Here is a 17,835-nt window from a genome sequence, read left to right as displayed (position 1 = left end):
GGGGTGCACCCCGTGGCGGGGTTCCGCCCTGTCGGCGCCCCCCCACGTCCCCCCGGGCGTGCCGCGCCCCCCCCGCCCGCCCCCAAGGGTCCGGTTGCGGTGGACACCGAGCGAGCCTCGGGATACCGCTACTCGCAACGCGCTTACCTGGTGCAACTGCGCCGGGAAGGCGCCGGGACCGTGCTGGTCGACCCGATCGCCCTCGGCGGCCGGCTCGATCCGCTGGTCGAGGCGCTGGACGGGACCGAGTGGGTGTTGCACGCGGCGTCGCAGGACCTGCCGTGCCTCGCCGAACTCGGGCTGCGTCCGAGCGCGTTGTTCGACACCGAGCTGGCGGGCAGGCTGGCCGGGTTCGAGCGGGTGGCGCTGGGCACGCTCGTCGAGCGGCTGTTGGGCTACCGGTTGGAGAAGGGGCACGGCGCGGCCGACTGGTCGCGCCGCCCCCTTCCCGCCGACTGGCTGAACTACGCCGCGCTCGACGTCGAACTGCTGGTCGAGCTGCGTGACGTGCTCGAACAGGAGCTCAAGCGGCAGGGGAAGCTGGAGTGGGCGCTCGAGGAGTTCGAGGCGGCCCGCACGGCTCCCCTGCCGCGCCCGCGCGCGGAGCCGTGGCGGCGCACGTCGGGCATCCACCGGATCCGCAGCCCGCGGCAGTTGGCCGCGGTGCGGGCGCTGTGGGAGGCGCGGGACGCGGTGGCCCGTGAGCGCGACATCGCGCCGGGCCGGGTGCTGCCGGACTCGGCGCTGGTCGAAGCCGCCGTGCGCAACCCCGCGGACGAGGCCGCCCTGTCGGCGCTGCCCGTGTTCCGGGGGCGGGCGCAGCGGCGCATGGTCGGGGTGTGGCTGGGCGCGTTGCAGCGTGCCGCCGCACTTCCCCGCAACCAGCTGCCGGAGGCGGCGCAGCAGCACGACGGCCCGCCGCCCGCCAACCGCTGGGCGGACAAGGACCCGGCCGCCGCGGCCCGCCTGGCGGCCGCCAGGACGGCGTTGACGGCGGTCGCCGAGGCCAACACCCTGCCGGTGGAGAACCTGCTGCTGCCCGACCTGGTGCGGCGCACGTGCTGGCAGCCGCCGGCCGACACCTCGCCCGAGGGCGTGGCCGCCACCCTGCGCGAGGGCGGCGCCCGCAACTGGCAGGTCGCCCTGACCGCGACCGTCCTCTCCGAGGCCCTGACCCAACCCACCTGACCGCGCGAGTCCTACGTTCGGAACGCGTGTGTCCTACGTTCACGCACCCCGAGTTGAACGCTCGGAACGCGGCCGATCGCGCTGAGTGGTGAACTCGGGTGTTCCGAACGTAGGACTCTCGCGTTCTCAACGTAGGACTCTCGCGTTCCGGACGTAGGACTCTCGCGTTCCGGACGTAGGACACGCGCGTTCTGGACGTAGGACACGCGCGTTCTGGGGGTAGGACACGCGCGTTGGGTGCGGCGGGCGGACGGGATCCCGGTCGCGGTCGGCCGGTCGTTTCGTTCCCGTTCGGGTTGTTCCCGGCGGTCCGGGCGGCTGTGACCGAGCGAACAGGGCAACCTCTGTGGTTACCGGTCGGTAACAGGGACTAGAGTTGTGTTACCGATCGGTAGGACTCGCGCCCGACCGCTCGGGCGAATCGTCACCACAAGCGGAGGAGACGCCGTGGCCGCACCAGAAGCGCCGGCACGCGTTCGGAACGTGGTCTTCGTGGACGGCGGGCGCACGCCGTTCGGCAAGGCCGGCCCCAAGGGGATCTTCGCGGAGACCCGTGCCGACGACCTGGTCGTCAAGGTGATCCGCGAGCTGCTGCGCCGCCACCCCGAGCTGCCACCGGAACGGGTCGACGAGGTGGCCATCGCGGCCACCACGCAGATCGGCGACCAGGGCCTGACCATCGGCCGGACCGCCGCGCTGCTCGCCGGCCTGCCCAAGTCGGTGCCGGGCTACGCGGTGGACCGCATGTGCGCGGGCGCGATGACGGCCGTGACGACGTCCGCCAGCGGCATCGCGTTCGGCGCGTACGACGTGGTGATCGCCGGCGGTGTCGAGCACATGGGCCGGCACCCGATGGGCGAGGGCGTGGACCCGAACCCGCGGTTCCTGTCCGACAAGATCGTGGACCCGTCCGCGCTCGTCATGGGCTCCACGGCGGAGAACCTGCACGACCGCTTCCCGCACCTCACCAAGGAGCGCGCGGACGCGTACGCGGCGGCCTCGCAGGCCAAGTACGCCGACGCGGTGAAGAACGGCAAGATCGGCCCGGAGCTGGTGCCGGTCGCGACCCGGTCCGCCGAGCACGGCTGGGGCCTGGCCACCGCCGACGAGCCGCCCCGCCCCGGCACCACGGTCGAGGACCTGGCCAAGCTCAAGACGCCGTTCCGCCCGCACGGCCGGGTCACCGCGGGCAACGCGGCGGGCCTGAACGACGGCGCGACGGGCTGCATCCTGGCCGACGAGGAGACCGCCCGCGAGCTGGGCCTGCCGATCGGCATGCGCCTGGTGGGCTACTCGTTCCTGGGCGTCGAGCCCGAGGTCATGGGCATCGGACCGGTGCCGGCCACGGAGAAGGCGCTCAAGCGCGCCGGCCTCACCATCGACGACATCGGCCTGTTCGAGATCAACGAGGCGTTCGCCGTGCAGGTGCTCGCCTTCCTCGACCACTTCGGCATCGCCGACGACGACCCGCGGGTCAACCAGTGGGGTGGCGCGATCGCCACCGGCCACCCGCTGGCGTCCTCCGGCGTGCGCCTGATGACCCAGCTCTCGCGGCAGTTCGCCGAGCGCCCGGACGTGCGCTACGGCATCACCACCATGTGCATCGGCATCGGCATGGGCGGCACCGTGATCTGGGAGAACCCCCACTGGAACGGAGAGTCGAAGTGACCGCGTTGACCGCCGACGAGGCCAAGGCCCTGTTCCCCGACGAGGTCGTGACCCACGCCCGCACCCGGTTCGTGTCCGTGCCGGGTGTCGAGGGCAAGGTCGCGCTGATCACCATCGACAACGGCCACGACCACACCCGGCCGTCCACGTTCGGCCCGCAGTCGCTGGTGAGCCTGGGCGCCGCGTTCGACGAGGCCGCGGCGGCGAACCCGGCGGCGATCGCGGTCACCGGCAAGCCGTTCGTGTTCGCCGTGGGCGCGGACCTGTCCGCCGTGGAGGGCGCGTCGGAGCGCGAGCAGGCCCTGGCGATCGGCCGGCTCGGGCACGACGTGTTCCGCAAGTTCACCGACTCCACCGTGCCGACCTTCGCGTTCGTCAACGGCGCGGTCATGGGCGGCGGCCTGGAGCTGGCGCTGTCGTGCCACTACCGGACGCTGGCGTCCAACGCGGCGGCCATCGCGCTGCCCGAGGTGTTCCTCGGCCTGTTCCCCGGCTGGGGCGGCACGCAGCTGCTGCCGAACCTCATCGGCGCGAACGACGCGGTCACCGTGATCTTCGAGAACGCGTTGAACCAGAACAAGATGCTCAACCCGAAGCAGGCGCTCGACCTGGGCATCGCCGACGTGCTGTTCGACTCCGCGGACTACCTGGAGCAGTCGCTGCTGTGGCTGGCCTCCGTGGTGCGCGGCGACGTCGTGCCGGCCCGCCGCGAGATCGACCGGGGCGAGGGCTGGGACGCCGCCGTGGCGCGGGCCCGCGCGATCGTCGAGGGCCGGACCAAGGGCGCCGCCCCGGGCGCGCTGAAGGCGTTGGAGCTGCTGGAGCTGGCGCGCGCCAACGACCTCGACGCCGGGTACGCGGCGGAGACCGAGGCGCTGGCGGACGTCGTGATGAGCGACGAGCTGCGGGCCGGGCTGTACTCGTTCAACCTGGTGCAGAAGCGGGCCAAGCGGCCGGCGGGCGCGCCGGACAAGTCGCTGGCGCGCAAGGTCACCAAGGTCGGCATCGTCGGCGCGGGCCTGATGGCGTCGCAGATGGCGCTGCTGTTCGCGCGGCGGCTGGAGGTGCCGGTGGTGCTCACCGACATCGACCAGGCGCGGGTGGACAAGGGCGTCGGGTACGTGCACGCCGAGGTCGACAAGCTGCTCGGCAAGGGCCGCGTGTCGCCGGACAAGGCGAACCGGCTCAAGGCGCTGGTGAGCGGGTCGCTGGACAAGTCGGCGTTCGCGGACGCGGACTTCGTCATCGAGGCCGTGTTCGAGGACCTGAAGGTCAAGCAGCAGGTGTTCGCCGAGGTCGAGGAGTTCGTCTCGCCCGAGGCGGTGCTGGCCACCAACACGTCGTCGCTGTCGATCACCGAGATGGCGTCGGGCCTCAAGCACCCCGAGCGGGTCGTCGGCTTCCACTTCTTCAACCCGGTCGCCGTGATGCCGCTGCTGGAGATCGTGCGCGCGGCGAAGACCGACGACGCGACGCTGGCGACCGCGTTCGCGGTGGGCAAGCAGCTCAAGAAGTCGTCCGTGCTGGTGAAGGACGCGCCCGCGTTCGTGGTGAACCGGCTGCTGACCCGGTTCATGGGCGAGGTCGTCAAGTCGATCGACGAGGGCACCCCGTTCGAGGTGGCGGACAAGGCCACCGAGCCGCTGGGCCTGCCCATGTCGCCGCTCGTGCTGCTGCAGCTCGTCGGGCCCGCCGTCGCGCTGCACGTGGCCGAGACCATGCACGCCGCCTTCCCGGACCGCTTCGGCGTGTCGGAGAACATGAAGCGGTTCGTGGAGGCCGGCAAGACGGCGGTGTACCAGTGGGACTCGACGGGCAAGCAGTCCGTGGACCCCGAGGTGCAGGCGCTGTGGTCGTTCGGCGACCAGCCGTTGAGCGGTGACGAGGTCTTCGCGCGGGCGCTGGAGGCGCTGGCCGAGGAGATCCGCATCATGCTCGACGAGGGCGTGGTGGCGGAGGCGCAGGACATCGACCTGTGCATGATCCTGGGCGCCGGCTGGCCGTTCTGGCTGGGCGGCATCACCCCCTACCTGGACCGTTCGGGCATCTCGGAGAAGGTGACGGGCAAGCGCTTCCTGGCGCCCGGCGTCGCCTCCGTGCCTGCCTGACCCGCCGGACCTCTGCGCCCCGGCCGTCGTGCGACGGCCGGGGCGCAGTGCTTTCCCGGAAGCCCGTGCCCGACCCGCCCGCGACCGCCCCACCCGCCTCGCCGAGGTCCTCCTCCGCGACGGCGACGACTGCACGCGGCAACCCGCGAGCGGGGCCACGTCTCCCCCGTCGACTGGCCGGCCGAGTGCGAGCGCCGCGGCCGCCCAGCTCCGCCGGCTGAAAGGCATGAGCGCCTGACGTTCGCGCGAGTCCGACGTCTCGCGGGCCGCGGGCGGATCTCCCCAACTCCCTGCGGCCACCGAACCCACCCGCTACGGTCAGAGAGCAAGTCGTCACTGAAGGCAAGGAGAGACGTGAGCGGCGTATACCGGTTCGGCTTCGAGGACGCCGATGAGGAAGATCAGCGCGCTCGACCCGCCCCGGACCGGATCAAGCCGCTGTGGGAACAGCCGGGTGACTCCGACCGCCTCAAGCAGGTCGGCGAGCAGTGGGTGTCGCAGGTCGGCAACGCGCTCGGCGACATCGCGGAGACGATCGGGCCGGACAAGCTCCGCACCACGATCGAGTGGGAAGGCCGCGCCGCCCGCGCCTACCAGGCGACGGTGCCGCCGCAGGCGGCCGGGCTGAACTCGGTGAAGGACATCGCCGGACAACTGCGGTCGTCCCTGAACAACCTGGCGAACTCGATCGACATGTTCTGGATGGCGATGGGGTTCGCGCTCGCCGGCTTGGTCGTCGGCATCGTCTCCGCGGTGGTCGCCGCGTGCACGCTCGTGGGCATCCCCGCGGCGATCGCGTTCATCGTCGGAACGGTGGCCGCGACGATCGGCGTCATCGCCGCGACGGTCATGGCGTTGGAGTCGCACGTCAACACGATCGAGACCGAGCAGTCCGCACTCCGGCAGAAGATCCACGACCTCGGCACGACGTGGGCCATGCCGAACACCGCGGACATGGCGGACGCGAGCGTCACCGACGGGGACGGCTCCGACTGGCGACCGGGCTCGTGACGCACCCCGGACCGCCGCCGCGGTACGTCTGGGTACCTGCCGCCCGTGTGCGAGAGATCCGCGGCAGGTGCGCCGTCCTCGCGGCGGCGGGTCTGGTGGCCTGTGTGGTGCTCGTGGCGGCGATCGCGGGGTTCGGACGAGCCCTGCCCACGGCCTACCACCCGATCAACGCCTTGGTCTGGATCACGGGAAGCGCCTCCGTGATGGGGCCGTTCCTGTCCTCGATCAGCATCGGGATGGCCCGGTCCTCCGCGTGGGGCGAGCAGTTCGACGTCTTCCGGGTGTGGCAGGCCAGGCGTGCGTTGACGGGTGGTTGGGTGGGTTCGGCGCTGTTCGTCCCCGTGTCCTGGTTCCTGCTGGTGATGACGGCGCGGAACGGGGCGAGGCCGGTCGGGCTCACCGGCGAGGTGTGGGCCTACCTGCTGCTGTTGGCCGCTCCGGCGGCGGTGGCGGGCATCCTCTTCGTCGCCGGACGTGCCGTGTTGCCGGCACCTCGATGATCGTGGATGGCGTGATCAACCGGATAACGGTGCACTACCGTCCGGCGATGACGTCCTCATCGTCGGAGACGCACGTCGGGAGCCGCCTGGATGCCTGTTGACAAGACCGAGCGCGAGGTCAGGACCCTCGTCAGCCAGATCGAACAAGGTGAGATCAGGCTGCCGGAGATCCAACGCGGCTACGTGTGGAAGCCGACCCAGGTGGCCAAGCTGGTCGAGTCGCTCTACCGCGGTTACCCGTCCGGGTCCCTGCTCTTCTGGCAGACCGACGAGGCGCCGCAGACCAGGGAAGCCGCGATCAGCGGTCCGGCGGGCAAGGCCGCTGTCGTGCCGCTCTACCTCCTGGACGGCCAACAGCGCGTCACGTCGCTGCACCGGGTCTTCACCGATCACCCGCAGGCGGCCATCGTCTTCAACGTCGAGACCGAGAAGTTCCAGAACCAGAGCGCGGCCACGGCCAAGGACCCCCGGTGGATCAAGGTCTACGACGTCCTCAAGCCCGAGGCCGACCAGTGGCAGCTCGTCGGTGAACTGCACGAGCGCAATCCGGGGATTGCCCCGAACGAGATCAGCAAGCGACTGCAGAAACTCGCCGCCATCCCCGGTCACAAGTTCCACATGGAGGTGCTGCGGGACTTTCCCTACGACGAGGTCACGCAGATCTTCGTGCGCGTGAACAGCGGGGGCCGCTCGCTGAAGACCTCGGACCTGGCACTCGCCACCCTGTCGGCGCGGTGGCCGGGTGTGCTCCAGAAGTTGGAGGCGGAGGCCAAGCACTGGGCCGACCGCGGCTACGGCGACATCGACGTCACGTTCCTCACCAGGGCCCTCACCGGCGCGGTGCTGGGACGCGGTCTGTCCGCCTGGTCGCACGCACGCCTGGTGGCGGCGACCGACGACGAACTCGACCGCGGCTGGGCCACGGTGCGGCGCGGGCTCCGGCACCTCGTGCCCTTGCTGCAGAACAACCTCGGCGCCTCGCACAGCAAGCTGCTGCCGTCGATGGTCGTCCTGCTGCCGCTGATCGTCCTGCTCGGTGAACGGGAGGACGAACAACTGGACGGCGGCACGGCCGACGCCATCCTCTTCTGGTTCCTGGCGGCCACTATCCGCAACCGGTACAGCGGGTCGACCGACACCCGACTCGGGCAGGACATCCCGGCGGCCCGCACGGAGGACCCGGTGCGCCGACTGCTGGACAACCTGGGCGTCACCGGCGGCGTGTCGATCGGACCGGACGACCTCGCGGGCCGGACCGTCGGCAGCCCGTACTTCTTCCTGAGCTTCCTGGTCGCCAAGGAAGCGGGGGCCAAGGACTGGTGGGGCAGCATCGGCATCTCGGCGGCGGCCGAGGGCAGCCAGGCGCTGGAGTACCACCACATCCACCCGCAGGCCACGCTGAAGAACCACCCCGAGAAGTACAGCAAGGGCGAGATCAACGACCTGGCCAACCTCGCCTTCATCTCCGGCAAGGCCAACCGGAAGATCAGCCACAGGTCGCCGCGGGACTACTTCCCGACGCTGGGCGACCAGGAGCTGACCGCCCACCTCATCCCCGTGGACGAAGACCTGAGGGACGCGGACCGCTACCGCTCGTTCCTGAGCGCGCGCCGGCGCCTGCTGGCCGACGCGATGACAAACCTGCTGGAGAGGTTCCGGCCGGCGTGGCTCTCCCCGACGTCCGAGTCCACCGACCCGCTGTCCGGCGCTGTCCTCGAGTTCGAGTGGTACGACAACACGGCAGGTGACGACGTCCTGCTCGCACGGGCACGCACGAACAGCGGCACGTGGTCGGGGACGATGTCCGCCGCCGACCTGGAGGACGTGGTCGCCGCCGCCGAGGCAGGGGTGGACGGCGACCTGGTCATCGCCGGTGAGAGCACCCCCGTCCGGGTGCAGGACGACCTGCTCGAAGTGCCGATCGGGCCGTTCGTGGTCACCGGCACCCTGCCGGAGTGGCGCAAGGTGCTCGACCGCGAGCGCGGCGACAGCCATCCGATCGCGGCTCTCACGCAGCCGGAGGTCGAGCGGTGGGAAGGTGAGCAACTGATCTTCCCCGTGATCAGCGTCGACTGACACGGCCGGGTGTTCGACCGGCGCTCAACCGGTGCCGAGACGACGGTTCCTCCCGGTCACGGCGGTCAGCCCTTCGGGCACTCCGATGGTGGGCGGCATGGCCGGCGCGCCGCAAGGCGGTCGGGGCGAGGACGACGTCGAGCACAAGGCCGCGCCCTACCTGGAAGAGCCGGATGACCTGTGGGGCGAGGACTCCATGCCACGGGTCGCGCCACCGGTGATCGGGGACGACGGCCCGTGAGGTTCACCCTGTCCCGGCCGGAGTTCGAGCTGTGCTGGGATCACCTGAGGCTGGGCCGGTACCCACGGGCTCGCCGTCCCACGCCGGACACGACCGGTCGGCGTGGGGCGACGGTGGTGGTGGGTCGGTCGTGTCTTTCGGTGGCCGAGGTACTGGTACGCGCGAGTGCTGTCGGTGCGCAGCCGGGTGAGGGTGGGTCGCGGGGGTTTGCGACACCCGATCTTGAGTGTCATGACGGCACAACGACGAAGAGCGCGCGCTCGCCGGCCGCGGCCCGATCCGGTTCGCGTGGACGAGTTGGTCGCCTACCTGCGGACCGACCGGGCGTGGCGGGACGAGGTGGCGAAGCGGCTCGTGGCGCGGCTGGACCAGAGGCTCGTGCGGTCGGCGAAGGCGTGCGGGTGCCGGCCCATCGCTCACGTGGCGGAGGAGTTGGACAGCCAGGCGTGCGTCGACCTCGGCCCCGGGGTGCCGTACCAGCTCGCGAAGGCCGTGTACGGGCAGGTGCGGTTGCGCGGCGCGGCTCGGTTGCGGCAGACGGCCCGCAGCCTGCGGGTGCTCGGCGTGTACCTGTGCGGCAACGACCTGGCCGGCTGCCCGTGCACCGAGGCGTTGGCCCGCGACCCGCAGCAGGCCAGGGTGGATCGCGTGGTGAGCGGCGCGTTGGACGGCGCGGGCTTCTGACGGCCCCGTTCGGCGGACGGCGGGAACGGGCCGCAACCGAACGCCGGACAGCGTTGCGCCGAGTGGACGGTGATCGTTGCGACGATCCGGTGATCGCGTTTGGGCCGTCACCCGTACGGGCAACATCGTCACCGTGGGTGAAATCCGAATCGGCACCTCCGGCTGGCGCTATCCCGAGTGGCGTGGCGGGTTCTACCCGCGCGGGTTGCAGCAGCGCCTGGAACTGCAGTTCCTGTCCCGGCGGCTCGACACGGTCGAGATCAACGGGTCGTTCTACGGGCTGCGCAAGCCGACGGACTACAAGTCGTGGTTCGAGCGCACCCCCGAGGGCTTCGTGTTCGCGGTGAAGGGCCACCGCGAGATCACCCACCTCAAGCGATTACGGGACGTCGGGAAGGACGTCGAGGAGTTCTTCGACTCCGGCGTCCTCGACCTGGGGCCGAAGCTCGGGCCGGTCCTGTGGCAACTGCCCCCGACCCTGCCGTCACGCCTTGAACGGCTGGCCGGGTTCCTCGACCTGCTGCCCGGCCCGCCGGTCCGGCACGCGCTCGAGATCCGGCACCCGAGCTGGGACACGCCCGAGCTGGCGGACCTGCTCTCCCGGCACAACGTCGCGCTCGTCGCCGCCGAGTCGGCCGGCCGCTTCCCCGAGCCGCGCGAGCCGACCGCGGACTTCGTCTACGCCCGGCTGCACGGCGACCGGGAGCTGTACGTCAGCGCGTACTCCGACCCGGCCCTGGACCGCTGGGCCGCCCGGTTCCGCGAGTGGTCGGCCGAACGCGACGTGTACGTGTACTTCGACAACACGATGCGCGGCGCGGCGCCGTTCGACGCCCTCGCCCTCGCCCTCGCCGATCGGCTCGGCTGAGCCGCGCGCTCAGCCGGGCCGATCGGCTCAGCCGGGTCACGCGCTCGGCCGGACCACGGGCTCAACCGGGTCACGGGGCCGGGTCACGGCGCTCAGCCGAGGCGCGGCACGCGGTCCAGCACGATGCCGAAGTGCTTGGCGTAGGCGTCGAGCAGCGCGTCGTCGTCCAACTCCTCGACCACCTTCCCGTCCCCGGTCGTGGTGATCAGCTTGTTCCCGGCGATGGTGATCCGCCCGGCCTCGGTGGGCAGCGAGCACGTCGCGCCGCGCCGGAAGGGCGACCCCGGCCACGTCTGCTGGTACCAGCACGTGGCGCGGAACTCGTCCAGCGTGCGCGGCCGGAGTTCGAGCCGGTACTGCACGACGCCGTCGAACAGCACGTCCACGTCGCCCTCGGGGGTGTCGACCAGCCGGAACACGCCCGCCGGGTCGTGCTGGTCCTCCCGGCTGACCAGGTCCAGCGGCCGCAGGCTGAACCGGCCGAAGCCGACGTCGACCAGCAGATCGCCCACGCGCAACGCCAGGTGGTCGAACGGCGGCCCGAACGCCCCGTCGTTGAACACCTTCGCGGACAGCAGCCGCACGTCGTGCCCCAACGCCCGCAGCAGCGCCGCGAACGCCCCGTTCAACTCGTAGCAGAACCCGCCGCGCCCGCGGTTCACCAGCTTGTCCACGAGCAGGTCCTCGTCGAGCACGATCTCCTCGCCGAGGTGGATCGAGAGGTTCTCGAACGGCACCGAGGCGACGTGCCGTTCGTGCAGTTCCACGAGGGTGGCGGCGCGGGTGGCGCCGATCCGGTCCAGGTACGCGTCGAGAAGCCGGTCGTCCATGGCCCCACCGTGCACCCTCCAGCGCGCTGGAGGTCAAGGTCGGGAGGTAGGCCGGAGATCATCCGGGGTAACCCGGGGAGGTGACGGGCGAGGTACGGATCGGCACGTCGGGTTGGGTGTACCCGACGTGGCGCGGCGCGTTCTACCCGAAGGGCCTGGTGCAGCGGCGGGAGCTGGAGCACATCTCCGGGCTGCTGTCGTCGGTCGAGCTGAACGGCTCCTTCTACTCGCTGCAACGCCCCGCCAGCTACCGGGCGTGGGCGGCCCAGACGCCGCCGGACTTCCTCTTCGCGGTCAAGGGCGGCCGGTTCATCACCCACCTCAAGCAGTTGCGCGACGTGGAGACCCCGCTGGCCAACTTCTTCGCCTCCGGCGTGCTCGCGCTGGGGCCGAAGCTCGGCCCGGTGCTGTGGCAGCTGCCGCCGAGGACCGCCTTCGACCCGGACCGCCTGGGCGCGTTCTTCGACCTGCTCCCCCGCACCACGACCGCCGCGGCCGCGCTCGCCGAGCGGCACGACGACCGGCTGCCCGCCGACCGGGCCTGGACCACGACCGAAGCCGACCGCCCGCTGCGGCACGCGCTGGAGGTCCGGCACCCGACGTTCCTGGCGCCCGAGTTCCACGACCTGCTCCGCGCGCACGGGATCGCGCTCGTCGTCTCCCACTCGGCCGGCCGGTTCCCGTACCTGGAGGATGTCACGGCCGACTTCGCCTACGTGCGGCTGCACGGCAACCAGGCCCTGTACGTCGGCAGCTACACCGACGACGAGCTGGACGCGTGGGCCGCCAAGGTCCGCGGGTGGGCGACCGACCACGACGTCTACGTGTACTTCGACAACGACACCGACGCGGTCGCCCCGCACGACGCGCTGCGCCTCGCCCGACGCCTCGCGCTGCCGAAACCCGCCGAGGCCCACACAATCAGGTGAAACGGCGGCCTCCCCACCCCGCCCCGCCGCCGGGCGCAGCACCCTGGAGCGGTGGAGGTGACCCGGATGACCACCCTCAGCCTCGCGACCGCGCTGGCCCTCACCGCCGGCGCGCTGGCGTCGAGCGGCACCGCCGCGGCCCGGCAACCCGACCCGGCCTGCGACCGCGGCGAGTTCTGCGTCTGGTCGGGCGCCCACTACACCGGCGACTCGCACCGCCTGGACCTGGAGTCCGCGAACCCGCGCGAGTGCATCCCGCTGCCGGACGGCTTCGTGGCCCGGTCGTTCGTGAACAACCTGACCCGGGACACGTCGGTCTACCAGCGCGAGACGTGCTCGACCGAGTCCGAGTTCACCACCTACCCGGGCAAGGGCACCTACGTCCCCGACGCGCCGTTCGTCGTGCGGGCTATCCAGGTGTGGGAGCCCTAGGCACGCCGATCGCGAGCACCGCCGTGTCGTCCTCGACGCCCCGGCCCAGCCGGTCCAGCAGGCCGACCAGCGCGTCCACGGCGCCCTCGGCCGAGGTCGGGGCGACCGAGGCCGCGAAGTCGAGCAGCTCCTCCTCGCCGAAGCGGCTGCCCGGGCCGGTCCTCGCCTCGGTCAGGCCGTCCGTGTACAGCACGAACGTGTCACCCGGCGCGAGGGCGACGGTGGTCGTGGCGACGCGGGCGTCCGGCAGGATGCCGATCAGCTGACCGCCGGCCACCTCCACGAACCGGGCCGTCCCGTCGGCGCGCAGCAGCAGGCCCGGCGGGTGGCCGCCCGCCGCCAGGGCGAGGGCGCACCCGTCCGCCCCGGCGGTCAGCACGCCGAACGTCACCGTGCAGAACCGCCGGAACGCGCCGTCCTGCTCCTGGTTGAGCACGGTGTTGAGGTTGGTCAGCACGGCGGCCGGGTCGGGGTCGTACACGGCCGCCGAGCGCAGCGTGTACCGGGCCAGGGACGTCACCGCCGCCGCGTCCGGGCCCTTGCCGCACACGTCCCCGAGGAACAACCCCCACCGCCCGTCCGCCAGCGGGAACAGGTCGTAGAAGTCGCCGCCGACCTGGAACGGCGACGCGTGGTGGTAGTGCGTGGCCGTCTCGACGTGCGGCACGGCGGGCAGGGCCGGCGGCAGCAGGGTGCGCTGGAGGGTGGTGGCGAGGCGTCGGACCTCGTCGCGCTCCCGCTCCGCCTCCTGCCTGGCCCGCAGCAGCTCGCGCTCGTAGGCACGGCGGTCGCGCGCGTCGAACACGGTGATCCGGACCAGCAGCGGCTGCCCGTCGCCGCCGGTCTTCACCGCGGCGTTGACCAGCACCGGCAGGCGCGTGCCGTCGGCCGCGACCATCTCCAGCGCCACCCCGCGGACCTCGCCCTGCATGCGCAGCAACGGGGACAGGTGGGTCTCGTGGTACAGCCGGCCGCCGACGTTGAGCAGGTCCGCGAACCGCCGCCGGCCGACCAGCTCCTCCCGCCGGTACCCCAGCCACTTCAGGAGCGTCCCGTTCACCCTTGCGACGAGCCCGTCCAGCATCGTGGACAGGTAGCCGCACGGCGCGTTCTCGTACAGGTCCTCCGCACTGTCCTCCAACAGCGCCGGGAACGCCTCGCGGTCGTGGTCCGGGTCGCTCCCGGCGACGCACATCATCGGCTGTCCACCACGAAGTCCACTATGGCGGCGGCGGTGGCCTCCGGCGCGCTGAGCTGCGGGCAGTGGCCCGTGGCGTCGAGCGTGACGAGCCGGCTGCCGCGCACCCGCGAGTGCACGTACGCGCCCACCTCCCGCGGCGCGATCACGTCCTGCGCGCACTCCAGCACCAGCGTCGGCACGGTCACCCGCTCCAGGTCCGCCCGGTTGTCCGACAGGAACGTCGCGCGCGCGAACACCCGCGCGACCTCGGGGTCCGTGCGGCAGAAGCTGTTGGTCAGCTCCTCGCCCAGCTCCGGCCGGTCCGGGTTGCCCATGATGACCGGGGCCATCGTCGCCGACCAGCCGAGGTAGTTGCTCTCCAGCGAGTCGAGCAGCTCGTCGATGTCGGCGGCGCTGAACCCGCCCCGGTAGTCGCCGTCGTCCACGTACCGCGGCGACGGCGTCACCAGCACCAGCTTGGCGAACCGGTCCGGCTCCGCCGCCGCGGCCAGCACCCCGATCATCGCCGACACCGAGTGCCCCACGAACGCGACGTCCCGCAGGTCCAGCTCACGGCAGAGGTCCAGCACGTCGGCGGCGTACCCGTCGAGGGACGCGTACCGCCGGACGTCCCACGCGGTCCGGTCCGACCCGCCCATGCCCACGTGGTCGAACAGCACGACGCGGCACTTCCCGGCGAGCGTCGGCACGACCAGCCGCCACATGTTCTGGTCGCACCCGAACCCGTGCGCGAGCACGACGACCGGACCACCCGCCACCCCGGTCACCACCGCGTTGTTCCTGATCCGGGCACTCATCACACCATCGTGTCACCTCGGCGGAGGTCCCGAAGGTCGGGGAACTGTCGGTGGTCGGCGTTACCGTGCCGGGCATGAGGATGTCGAACGCCACCGAGCTGACCGCCGAGCACCACGCCCAGCTCGCCGAGCTGGGGCTGCGCGTCGACCACCTGGACGAGGCGATCTGGGCGGGCGTGGACGCGCGGATGTCCGCGCCGCCCCTCGGACCGACCAACGGCGCGGGCCTGCTCGACTGGATCCACCGGGTCGGCAGGCTCCGCGAGGTCCTCGTCGCCGAGGGCTGGACGAGGGTGGACAAGTGGAACGCCGGCCTCGTCCGACACCCCGCCAAACCGGTCGTGCTGGGCACCCTCCAGGGCAACCGCCACACCGGCACGCCCGGCGCGCCCCTGCGCAGCGACTACGCCAAGGGCCCCGCCATCGCCGCCATGATGCGCGGCAACGACCACGACCAGTACACCCTCTTCGACTCGCTGCACGCGCACGACTGGAAGCTCTGGTTCCTGGTGACCTACCCGCACCAGGAGGGCGAGCGGCTGGTCGTGCTGCGGGAGGTGGCGCAGCCGGAACCCACCCCGCAGGGCCAGGTCGTGGACCGGTGGGCGCACCGGATCACGCTGCCGCCGCTGGTGTTCGGCCCGGTGCCCGCGCCGCGCGACCCCGGCGGCCCCGACGACGTGGACGTCGCCGTCACGCCGCGCGGGTAGGCGGGTGCGAGAATGGCGCGATCATGCTCACGCCCTCCCGCCTCGCCCTGGCCCGCAGCCGTCGCGGTCTCACCGCGACGGAGCTGGCGCGCAAGGCGGGCACCAGCGCGGCGAGCATCGGCGACTACGAGCACGGCCGCCGCCGGCCCGGTCCGGCCACCACCGCCCGGCTCACCGAGGCCCTGGGCTTCCCGCCGGGCTTCCTCGAAGCCGACGACGTGCCGGAGCTGGAGGTCGAGTTCACCCGACCGGCGTCCCGGCGGCACCGGCACGCCGCGCTCGGGGCCGCCCGGCTGGCGCTGGGCTTCGACGGCTGGCTGACCCGCGCGTTCGCGTTCCCCGAACCGGACCTGCCGACGTGGGACCACCACGACCCGGAGACCGCGGCCGAGGTGCTGCGCGCCCGCTGGGGCCTGCACCACCGGCCCGCGCCGAACCTGGTGCACCTGCTGGAGGCGCACGGCGTCCGGGTGTTCTCCCTGCCGCCGGACTGCGCCGCCGCGGGCCCGTTCTCGTGCCGCCACGAGGGCACCCCGTACGTGTTCCTCGACCCGACCGCGACGCCCGACGACGCCCGCCTCGACGCCGCCCGCGAACTCGGCCGCCTCACCGGCGTCGCCGACGCGCACGCGTTCGCCACCGCGTTCCTGCTGCCCCGGGCCGCCGTGCTGGCCGCCGTGCCGCGCGGCCCGCTCACCGGGCAGGTCGTCGCGCACAGCGCCACCTGGCACGTCGCCCCGACCGCCCTCGCGCACCGGCTGCGCGACCTCGGCCTGCTCACCCGCACCCAGCACGCGACCGTGTGCGCCCAGCTGGCCCGCCGCACCACCGGCATGGCGCGGCGGGAGACGTCGCAACTGCTGACCAAGGTCTTCCGGGAGTTGCGCGCCCGCGGCACCACACCGCACGGCATCGCCCGCGAGCTGCTGCTGGACGTGGAGGAGCTGAACGGCCTCGTGTTCGGCCTCGTGCTCACCGCCCTGCCCGGCCAGGGCGACCCCGGCCGGCCCGCCCGACCCCGCCTCACCGTCGTCCGGAGGTAACCCGTGGACCAGCCCTTCACCGCCGCCCAGCTGTTCGACGCCGTCGGCCAGGGCTACGAGGAGGCGTTCGGCCGTCCCCCGGCCGTGGACGAGGGCGTGCGGCTGCTGCTCGACCGCCTCCCGCCGCGCGCCCGGGTCCTCGACATCGGCAGCGGCACCGGGCGGCCGGTCGCGGAGGACCTCGCCGCGGCCGGGCACGACGTGGTCGGCGTCGACGTGTCGGCCACCATGGTCGACCTCGCCCGCCGCCAGGTGCCGGACGCCCGGTTCGTGCACGCCGACATCCGCGAGTGGGAGACGGAGGACGCGAGCTGGGACGCGGTGTGCGCGTTCTTCCCGTTCCTGCAGATGACCCGGGACGAGGTCGTCGCCCTGCTGGGCCGGATCGCCGGCTGGCTCAAGCCCGGCGGGCTGCTGGTGCTGGTCACCGTGCCGATGGACGTCGAAGGGCTCGACGTGCCGTTCCTCGGCCACACCGTGCGGCTGACGAGCTTCGCCACGCCCGACCTGATCGGCCGGATCGCCCAGGCGGGCCTGACCGTGCTGGACAGCCGCAGCACCGTCTTCTCGCCTGACCGGGAGGGCCAGCCCGACGAGGAGCACCTGCTCGTCCTCGCGCAGCGCCCGGCTTAGCCACCGGTCCGGGTGCGGGTGCGCCCTGTGTGGTAGCTCTGCGGGCATGAACTCTGCGGGCAGGGACCTGGAAGACCTGCGGGACGCGTTGCGCCGGTTCGCCGCCGCTCGGGACTGGGACGAGTACCACACGCCGAAGAACCTCGTGATGGCGTTGTCGGGGGAGGTCGGGGAGCTGACCGACCTGTTCCAGTGGCTCACGCCCGAGCAGGCGGCGCGGGCGATGGAGGACCCGGAGCTGGCCTGGCACGTCCGGGACGAACTCGCGGACGTCGTGCACTACCTGGTGCGGTTGGCCGACAAGCTGGACGTGGATCTCGTGGAGGCCGCGTTCGCGAAGATCGAGCGCAACGAGCGGCGCTTCCCGGTGGCCGGCGAGAAGCCGGTGGCGCTGACGCCGGTGGACCCCGAGCCTGCCGGATGAGCAGGCGGGGCGAGGGCTAGACGTAGGTCAACAGGAGCAGGACCAGGGAAACCAGGACGATCACGCCGAGGAGGGCCGCGGCCCACATCGGGGTGTCGGTCGACGGGGGGCGGGTGCGGGCGTGCCTGCCCCTCCTCGTGCTCCTTCTTCGACTGCCTCGCGTGCGCCAGGTCACCGGCGTCTCCCCCGTCCACTCTCCGCAGCTCATGGCGGCAACGGTATGGACGGGCAAGGGTCGGGGATCCCGCATCACCCGGTCGCTCGACGCACGTCGCCCGAACAGCGGTGGACGCCGTCGGAAAGTGACGGTTCGCGGTCGGGTGGAAATTCGGCGCAGAACGCAGAAAAGCCTTCAGGGGCACCCGGTCGATCGGGTGCCCCTGAAGGCAAAGAATGCTCGGCGGCGTCCTACTCTCCCACACCCTCACGAGTGCAGTACCATCGGCGCTGGAAGGCTTAACTACCGGGTTCGGAATGGGACCGGGTGTTCCC

General features: G+C 72.2%; 19 protein-coding genes and 1 rRNA gene. 15 read left to right on the top strand and 5 right to left on the bottom strand.

The window, feature by feature from the left end:
* The first annotated feature begins 3 nt into the window (after window positions 1-3).
* The 9 genes from ACFXGA_RS07735 to ACFXGA_RS07695 all read left to right on the top strand — a co-directional run bounded on the left by ACFXGA_RS07735 (window position 4) and on the right by ACFXGA_RS07695 (window position 10,344).
* On the top strand, window positions 4-1,188 hold the full coding sequence (locus ACFXGA_RS07735; RefSeq protein WP_378085405.1) for an HRDC domain-containing protein: 1,185 nt from the start codon (window positions 4-6) through the stop codon (window positions 1,186-1,188).
* A gap of 447 nt (window positions 1,189-1,635) precedes the next feature.
* Window positions 1,636-2,856 (top strand): thiolase family protein, encoded by a 1,221-nt coding sequence (locus ACFXGA_RS07730; RefSeq protein WP_378085281.1) that lies wholly within the window; start codon window positions 1,636-1,638, stop codon window positions 2,854-2,856.
* Window positions 2,853-4,964, top strand: coding sequence for a 3-hydroxyacyl-CoA dehydrogenase NAD-binding domain-containing protein (locus ACFXGA_RS07725; protein ID WP_378085279.1), 2,112 nt, complete (start codon window positions 2,853-2,855; stop codon window positions 4,962-4,964). Before ACFXGA_RS07730 ends, ACFXGA_RS07725 begins: the two co-directional genes overlap by 4 nt.
* A 354-nt stretch (window positions 4,965-5,318) precedes the next feature.
* On the top strand, window positions 5,319-5,975 hold the full coding sequence (locus ACFXGA_RS07720) for a hypothetical protein (protein ID WP_378085277.1): 657 nt from the start codon (window positions 5,319-5,321) through the stop codon (window positions 5,973-5,975).
* Window positions 5,976-6,022: 47 nt separating this feature from the next.
* Window positions 6,023-6,475 (top strand): hypothetical protein, encoded by a 453-nt coding sequence (locus tag ACFXGA_RS07715; RefSeq protein ID WP_378085275.1) that lies wholly within the window; start codon window positions 6,023-6,025, stop codon window positions 6,473-6,475.
* A gap of 90 nt (window positions 6,476-6,565) precedes the next feature.
* Window positions 6,566-8,551: a DUF262 domain-containing protein gene (locus tag ACFXGA_RS07710; protein ID WP_378085273.1), complete on the top strand. Its 1,986-nt coding sequence runs from the start codon at window positions 6,566-6,568 to the stop codon at window positions 8,549-8,551.
* Between the two features lie 31 nt (window positions 8,552-8,582).
* Window positions 8,583-8,792 (top strand): hypothetical protein, encoded by a 210-nt coding sequence (locus ACFXGA_RS07705; RefSeq protein WP_378085271.1) that lies wholly within the window; start codon window positions 8,583-8,585, stop codon window positions 8,790-8,792.
* Window positions 8,793-9,080: 288 nt separating this feature from the next.
* A complete protein-coding gene (locus ACFXGA_RS07700; RefSeq protein WP_378085269.1) occupies window positions 9,081-9,476 on the top strand; it encodes a hypothetical protein in 396 nt (131 codons plus the stop codon).
* Window positions 9,477-9,600: 124 nt separating this feature from the next.
* Complete coding sequence (locus tag ACFXGA_RS07695; protein WP_378085403.1) at window positions 9,601-10,344, top strand: DUF72 domain-containing protein; 744 nt, start codon at window positions 9,601-9,603, stop codon at window positions 10,342-10,344.
* Between the two features lie 92 nt (window positions 10,345-10,436).
* Here the strand turns inward: ACFXGA_RS07695 and ACFXGA_RS07690 are convergent, their stop codons facing one another.
* Window positions 10,437-11,174 carry an arylamine N-acetyltransferase gene (locus ACFXGA_RS07690; RefSeq protein ID WP_378085266.1) on the bottom strand — a complete coding sequence of 246 codons (738 nt, stop codon included), beginning with the start codon at window positions 11,172-11,174 and terminating at the stop codon, window positions 10,437-10,439.
* An 80-nt stretch (window positions 11,175-11,254) separates the two neighbouring features.
* Between ACFXGA_RS07690 and ACFXGA_RS07685 the strand changes: the two genes are divergently transcribed.
* Together ACFXGA_RS07685 and ACFXGA_RS07680 are read left to right on the top strand one after the other, a co-directional pair.
* Entirely contained in the window at window positions 11,255-12,103 is an 849-nt protein-coding gene (locus ACFXGA_RS07685; RefSeq protein ID WP_378085264.1) for a DUF72 domain-containing protein, read from the top strand.
* A gap of 66 nt (window positions 12,104-12,169) precedes the next feature.
* Window positions 12,170-12,535, top strand: coding sequence for a peptidase inhibitor family I36 protein (locus ACFXGA_RS07680; protein ID WP_378085262.1), 366 nt, complete (start codon window positions 12,170-12,172; stop codon window positions 12,533-12,535).
* Here the strand turns inward: ACFXGA_RS07680 and ACFXGA_RS07675 are convergent.
* Entirely contained in the window at window positions 12,513-13,733 is a 1,221-nt protein-coding gene (locus ACFXGA_RS07675; protein WP_378085260.1) for a PP2C family protein-serine/threonine phosphatase, read from the bottom strand. The two genes, ACFXGA_RS07680 and ACFXGA_RS07675, sit on opposite strands and share 23 nt — an antisense overlap.
* A complete protein-coding gene (locus ACFXGA_RS07670; protein WP_378085258.1) occupies window positions 13,730-14,533 on the bottom strand; it encodes an alpha/beta fold hydrolase in 804 nt (267 codons plus the stop codon). Before ACFXGA_RS07670 ends, ACFXGA_RS07675 begins: the two co-directional genes overlap by 4 nt.
* Window positions 14,534-14,607: 74 nt before the next feature.
* Between ACFXGA_RS07670 and ACFXGA_RS07665 the strand changes: the two genes are divergently transcribed.
* Genes ACFXGA_RS07665 through ACFXGA_RS07650 form a run of 4 tightly spaced genes read left to right on the top strand, consistent with a single transcriptional unit; the run spans window position 14,608 to window position 17,343 of the window.
* Window positions 14,608-15,243 (top strand): hypothetical protein, encoded by a 636-nt coding sequence (locus ACFXGA_RS07665; RefSeq protein WP_378085256.1) that lies wholly within the window; start codon window positions 14,608-14,610, stop codon window positions 15,241-15,243.
* 23 nt (window positions 15,244-15,266) lie between these two features.
* The gene (locus tag ACFXGA_RS07660; protein ID WP_378085254.1) at window positions 15,267-16,286 is read left to right on the top strand and encodes an ImmA/IrrE family metallo-endopeptidase; all 1,020 of its coding nucleotides are present in this window, start codon (window positions 15,267-15,269) and stop codon (window positions 16,284-16,286) included.
* A gap of 3 nt (window positions 16,287-16,289) precedes the next feature.
* On the top strand, window positions 16,290-16,919 hold the full coding sequence (locus tag ACFXGA_RS07655; RefSeq protein ID WP_378085252.1) for a class I SAM-dependent methyltransferase: 630 nt from the start codon (window positions 16,290-16,292) through the stop codon (window positions 16,917-16,919).
* 46 nt (window positions 16,920-16,965) lie between these two features.
* Entirely contained in the window at window positions 16,966-17,343 is a 378-nt protein-coding gene (locus ACFXGA_RS07650; RefSeq protein WP_378085250.1) for a nucleotide pyrophosphohydrolase, read from the top strand.
* A gap of 16 nt (window positions 17,344-17,359) precedes the next feature.
* Here ACFXGA_RS07650 and ACFXGA_RS07645 read toward each other — a convergent pair whose 3' ends face one another.
* Together ACFXGA_RS07645 and rrf are read right to left on the bottom strand one after the other, a co-directional pair.
* The gene (locus ACFXGA_RS07645; RefSeq protein ID WP_378085248.1) at window positions 17,360-17,551 is read right to left on the bottom strand and encodes a hypothetical protein; all 192 of its coding nucleotides are present in this window, start codon (window positions 17,549-17,551) and stop codon (window positions 17,360-17,362) included.
* A 187-nt stretch (window positions 17,552-17,738) separates the two neighbouring features.
* Window positions 17,739-17,835, bottom strand: a 5S ribosomal RNA gene (gene rrf / locus ACFXGA_RS07640); the annotation flags it as partial.

Origin of the sequence: Actinosynnema sp. NPDC059335, from assembly GCF_042752395.1 — a bacterium.
In the GTDB taxonomy this organism is placed as follows: domain Bacteria; phylum Actinomycetota; class Actinomycetes; order Mycobacteriales; family Pseudonocardiaceae; genus Actinosynnema.
Note: the sequence above shows the minus strand (reverse complement) of the source record. Positions and strands in the feature narration are given on the sequence as shown.

Bases quoted from the DNA above. Each gene is read 5' to 3' on its own strand.
- ACFXGA_RS07710 (WP_378085273.1), top strand. From the start codon at position 6,566: ATGCCTGTTGACAAGACCGAGCGCGAGGTCAGGACCCTCGTCAGCCAG.
- ACFXGA_RS07690 (WP_378085266.1), bottom strand. From the start codon at position 11,174: ATGGACGACCGGCTTCTCGACGCGTACCTGGACCGGATCGGCGCCACC.
- ACFXGA_RS07680 (WP_378085262.1), top strand. From the start codon at position 12,170: ATGACCACCCTCAGCCTCGCGACCGCGCTGGCCCTCACCGCCGGCGCG.
- ACFXGA_RS07675 (WP_378085260.1), bottom strand. From the start codon at position 13,733: ATGATGTGCGTCGCCGGGAGCGACCCGGACCACGACCGCGAGGCGTTC.
- ACFXGA_RS07670 (WP_378085258.1), bottom strand. From the start codon at position 14,533: ATGAGTGCCCGGATCAGGAACAACGCGGTGGTGACCGGGGTGGCGGGT.
- ACFXGA_RS07665 (WP_378085256.1), top strand. From the start codon at position 14,608: ATGAGGATGTCGAACGCCACCGAGCTGACCGCCGAGCACCACGCCCAG.
- ACFXGA_RS07660 (WP_378085254.1), top strand. From the start codon at position 15,267: ATGCTCACGCCCTCCCGCCTCGCCCTGGCCCGCAGCCGTCGCGGTCTC.
- ACFXGA_RS07650 (WP_378085250.1), top strand. From the start codon at position 16,966: ATGAACTCTGCGGGCAGGGACCTGGAAGACCTGCGGGACGCGTTGCGC.
- ACFXGA_RS07645 (WP_378085248.1), bottom strand. From the start codon at position 17,551: ATGAGCTGCGGAGAGTGGACGGGGGAGACGCCGGTGACCTGGCGCACG.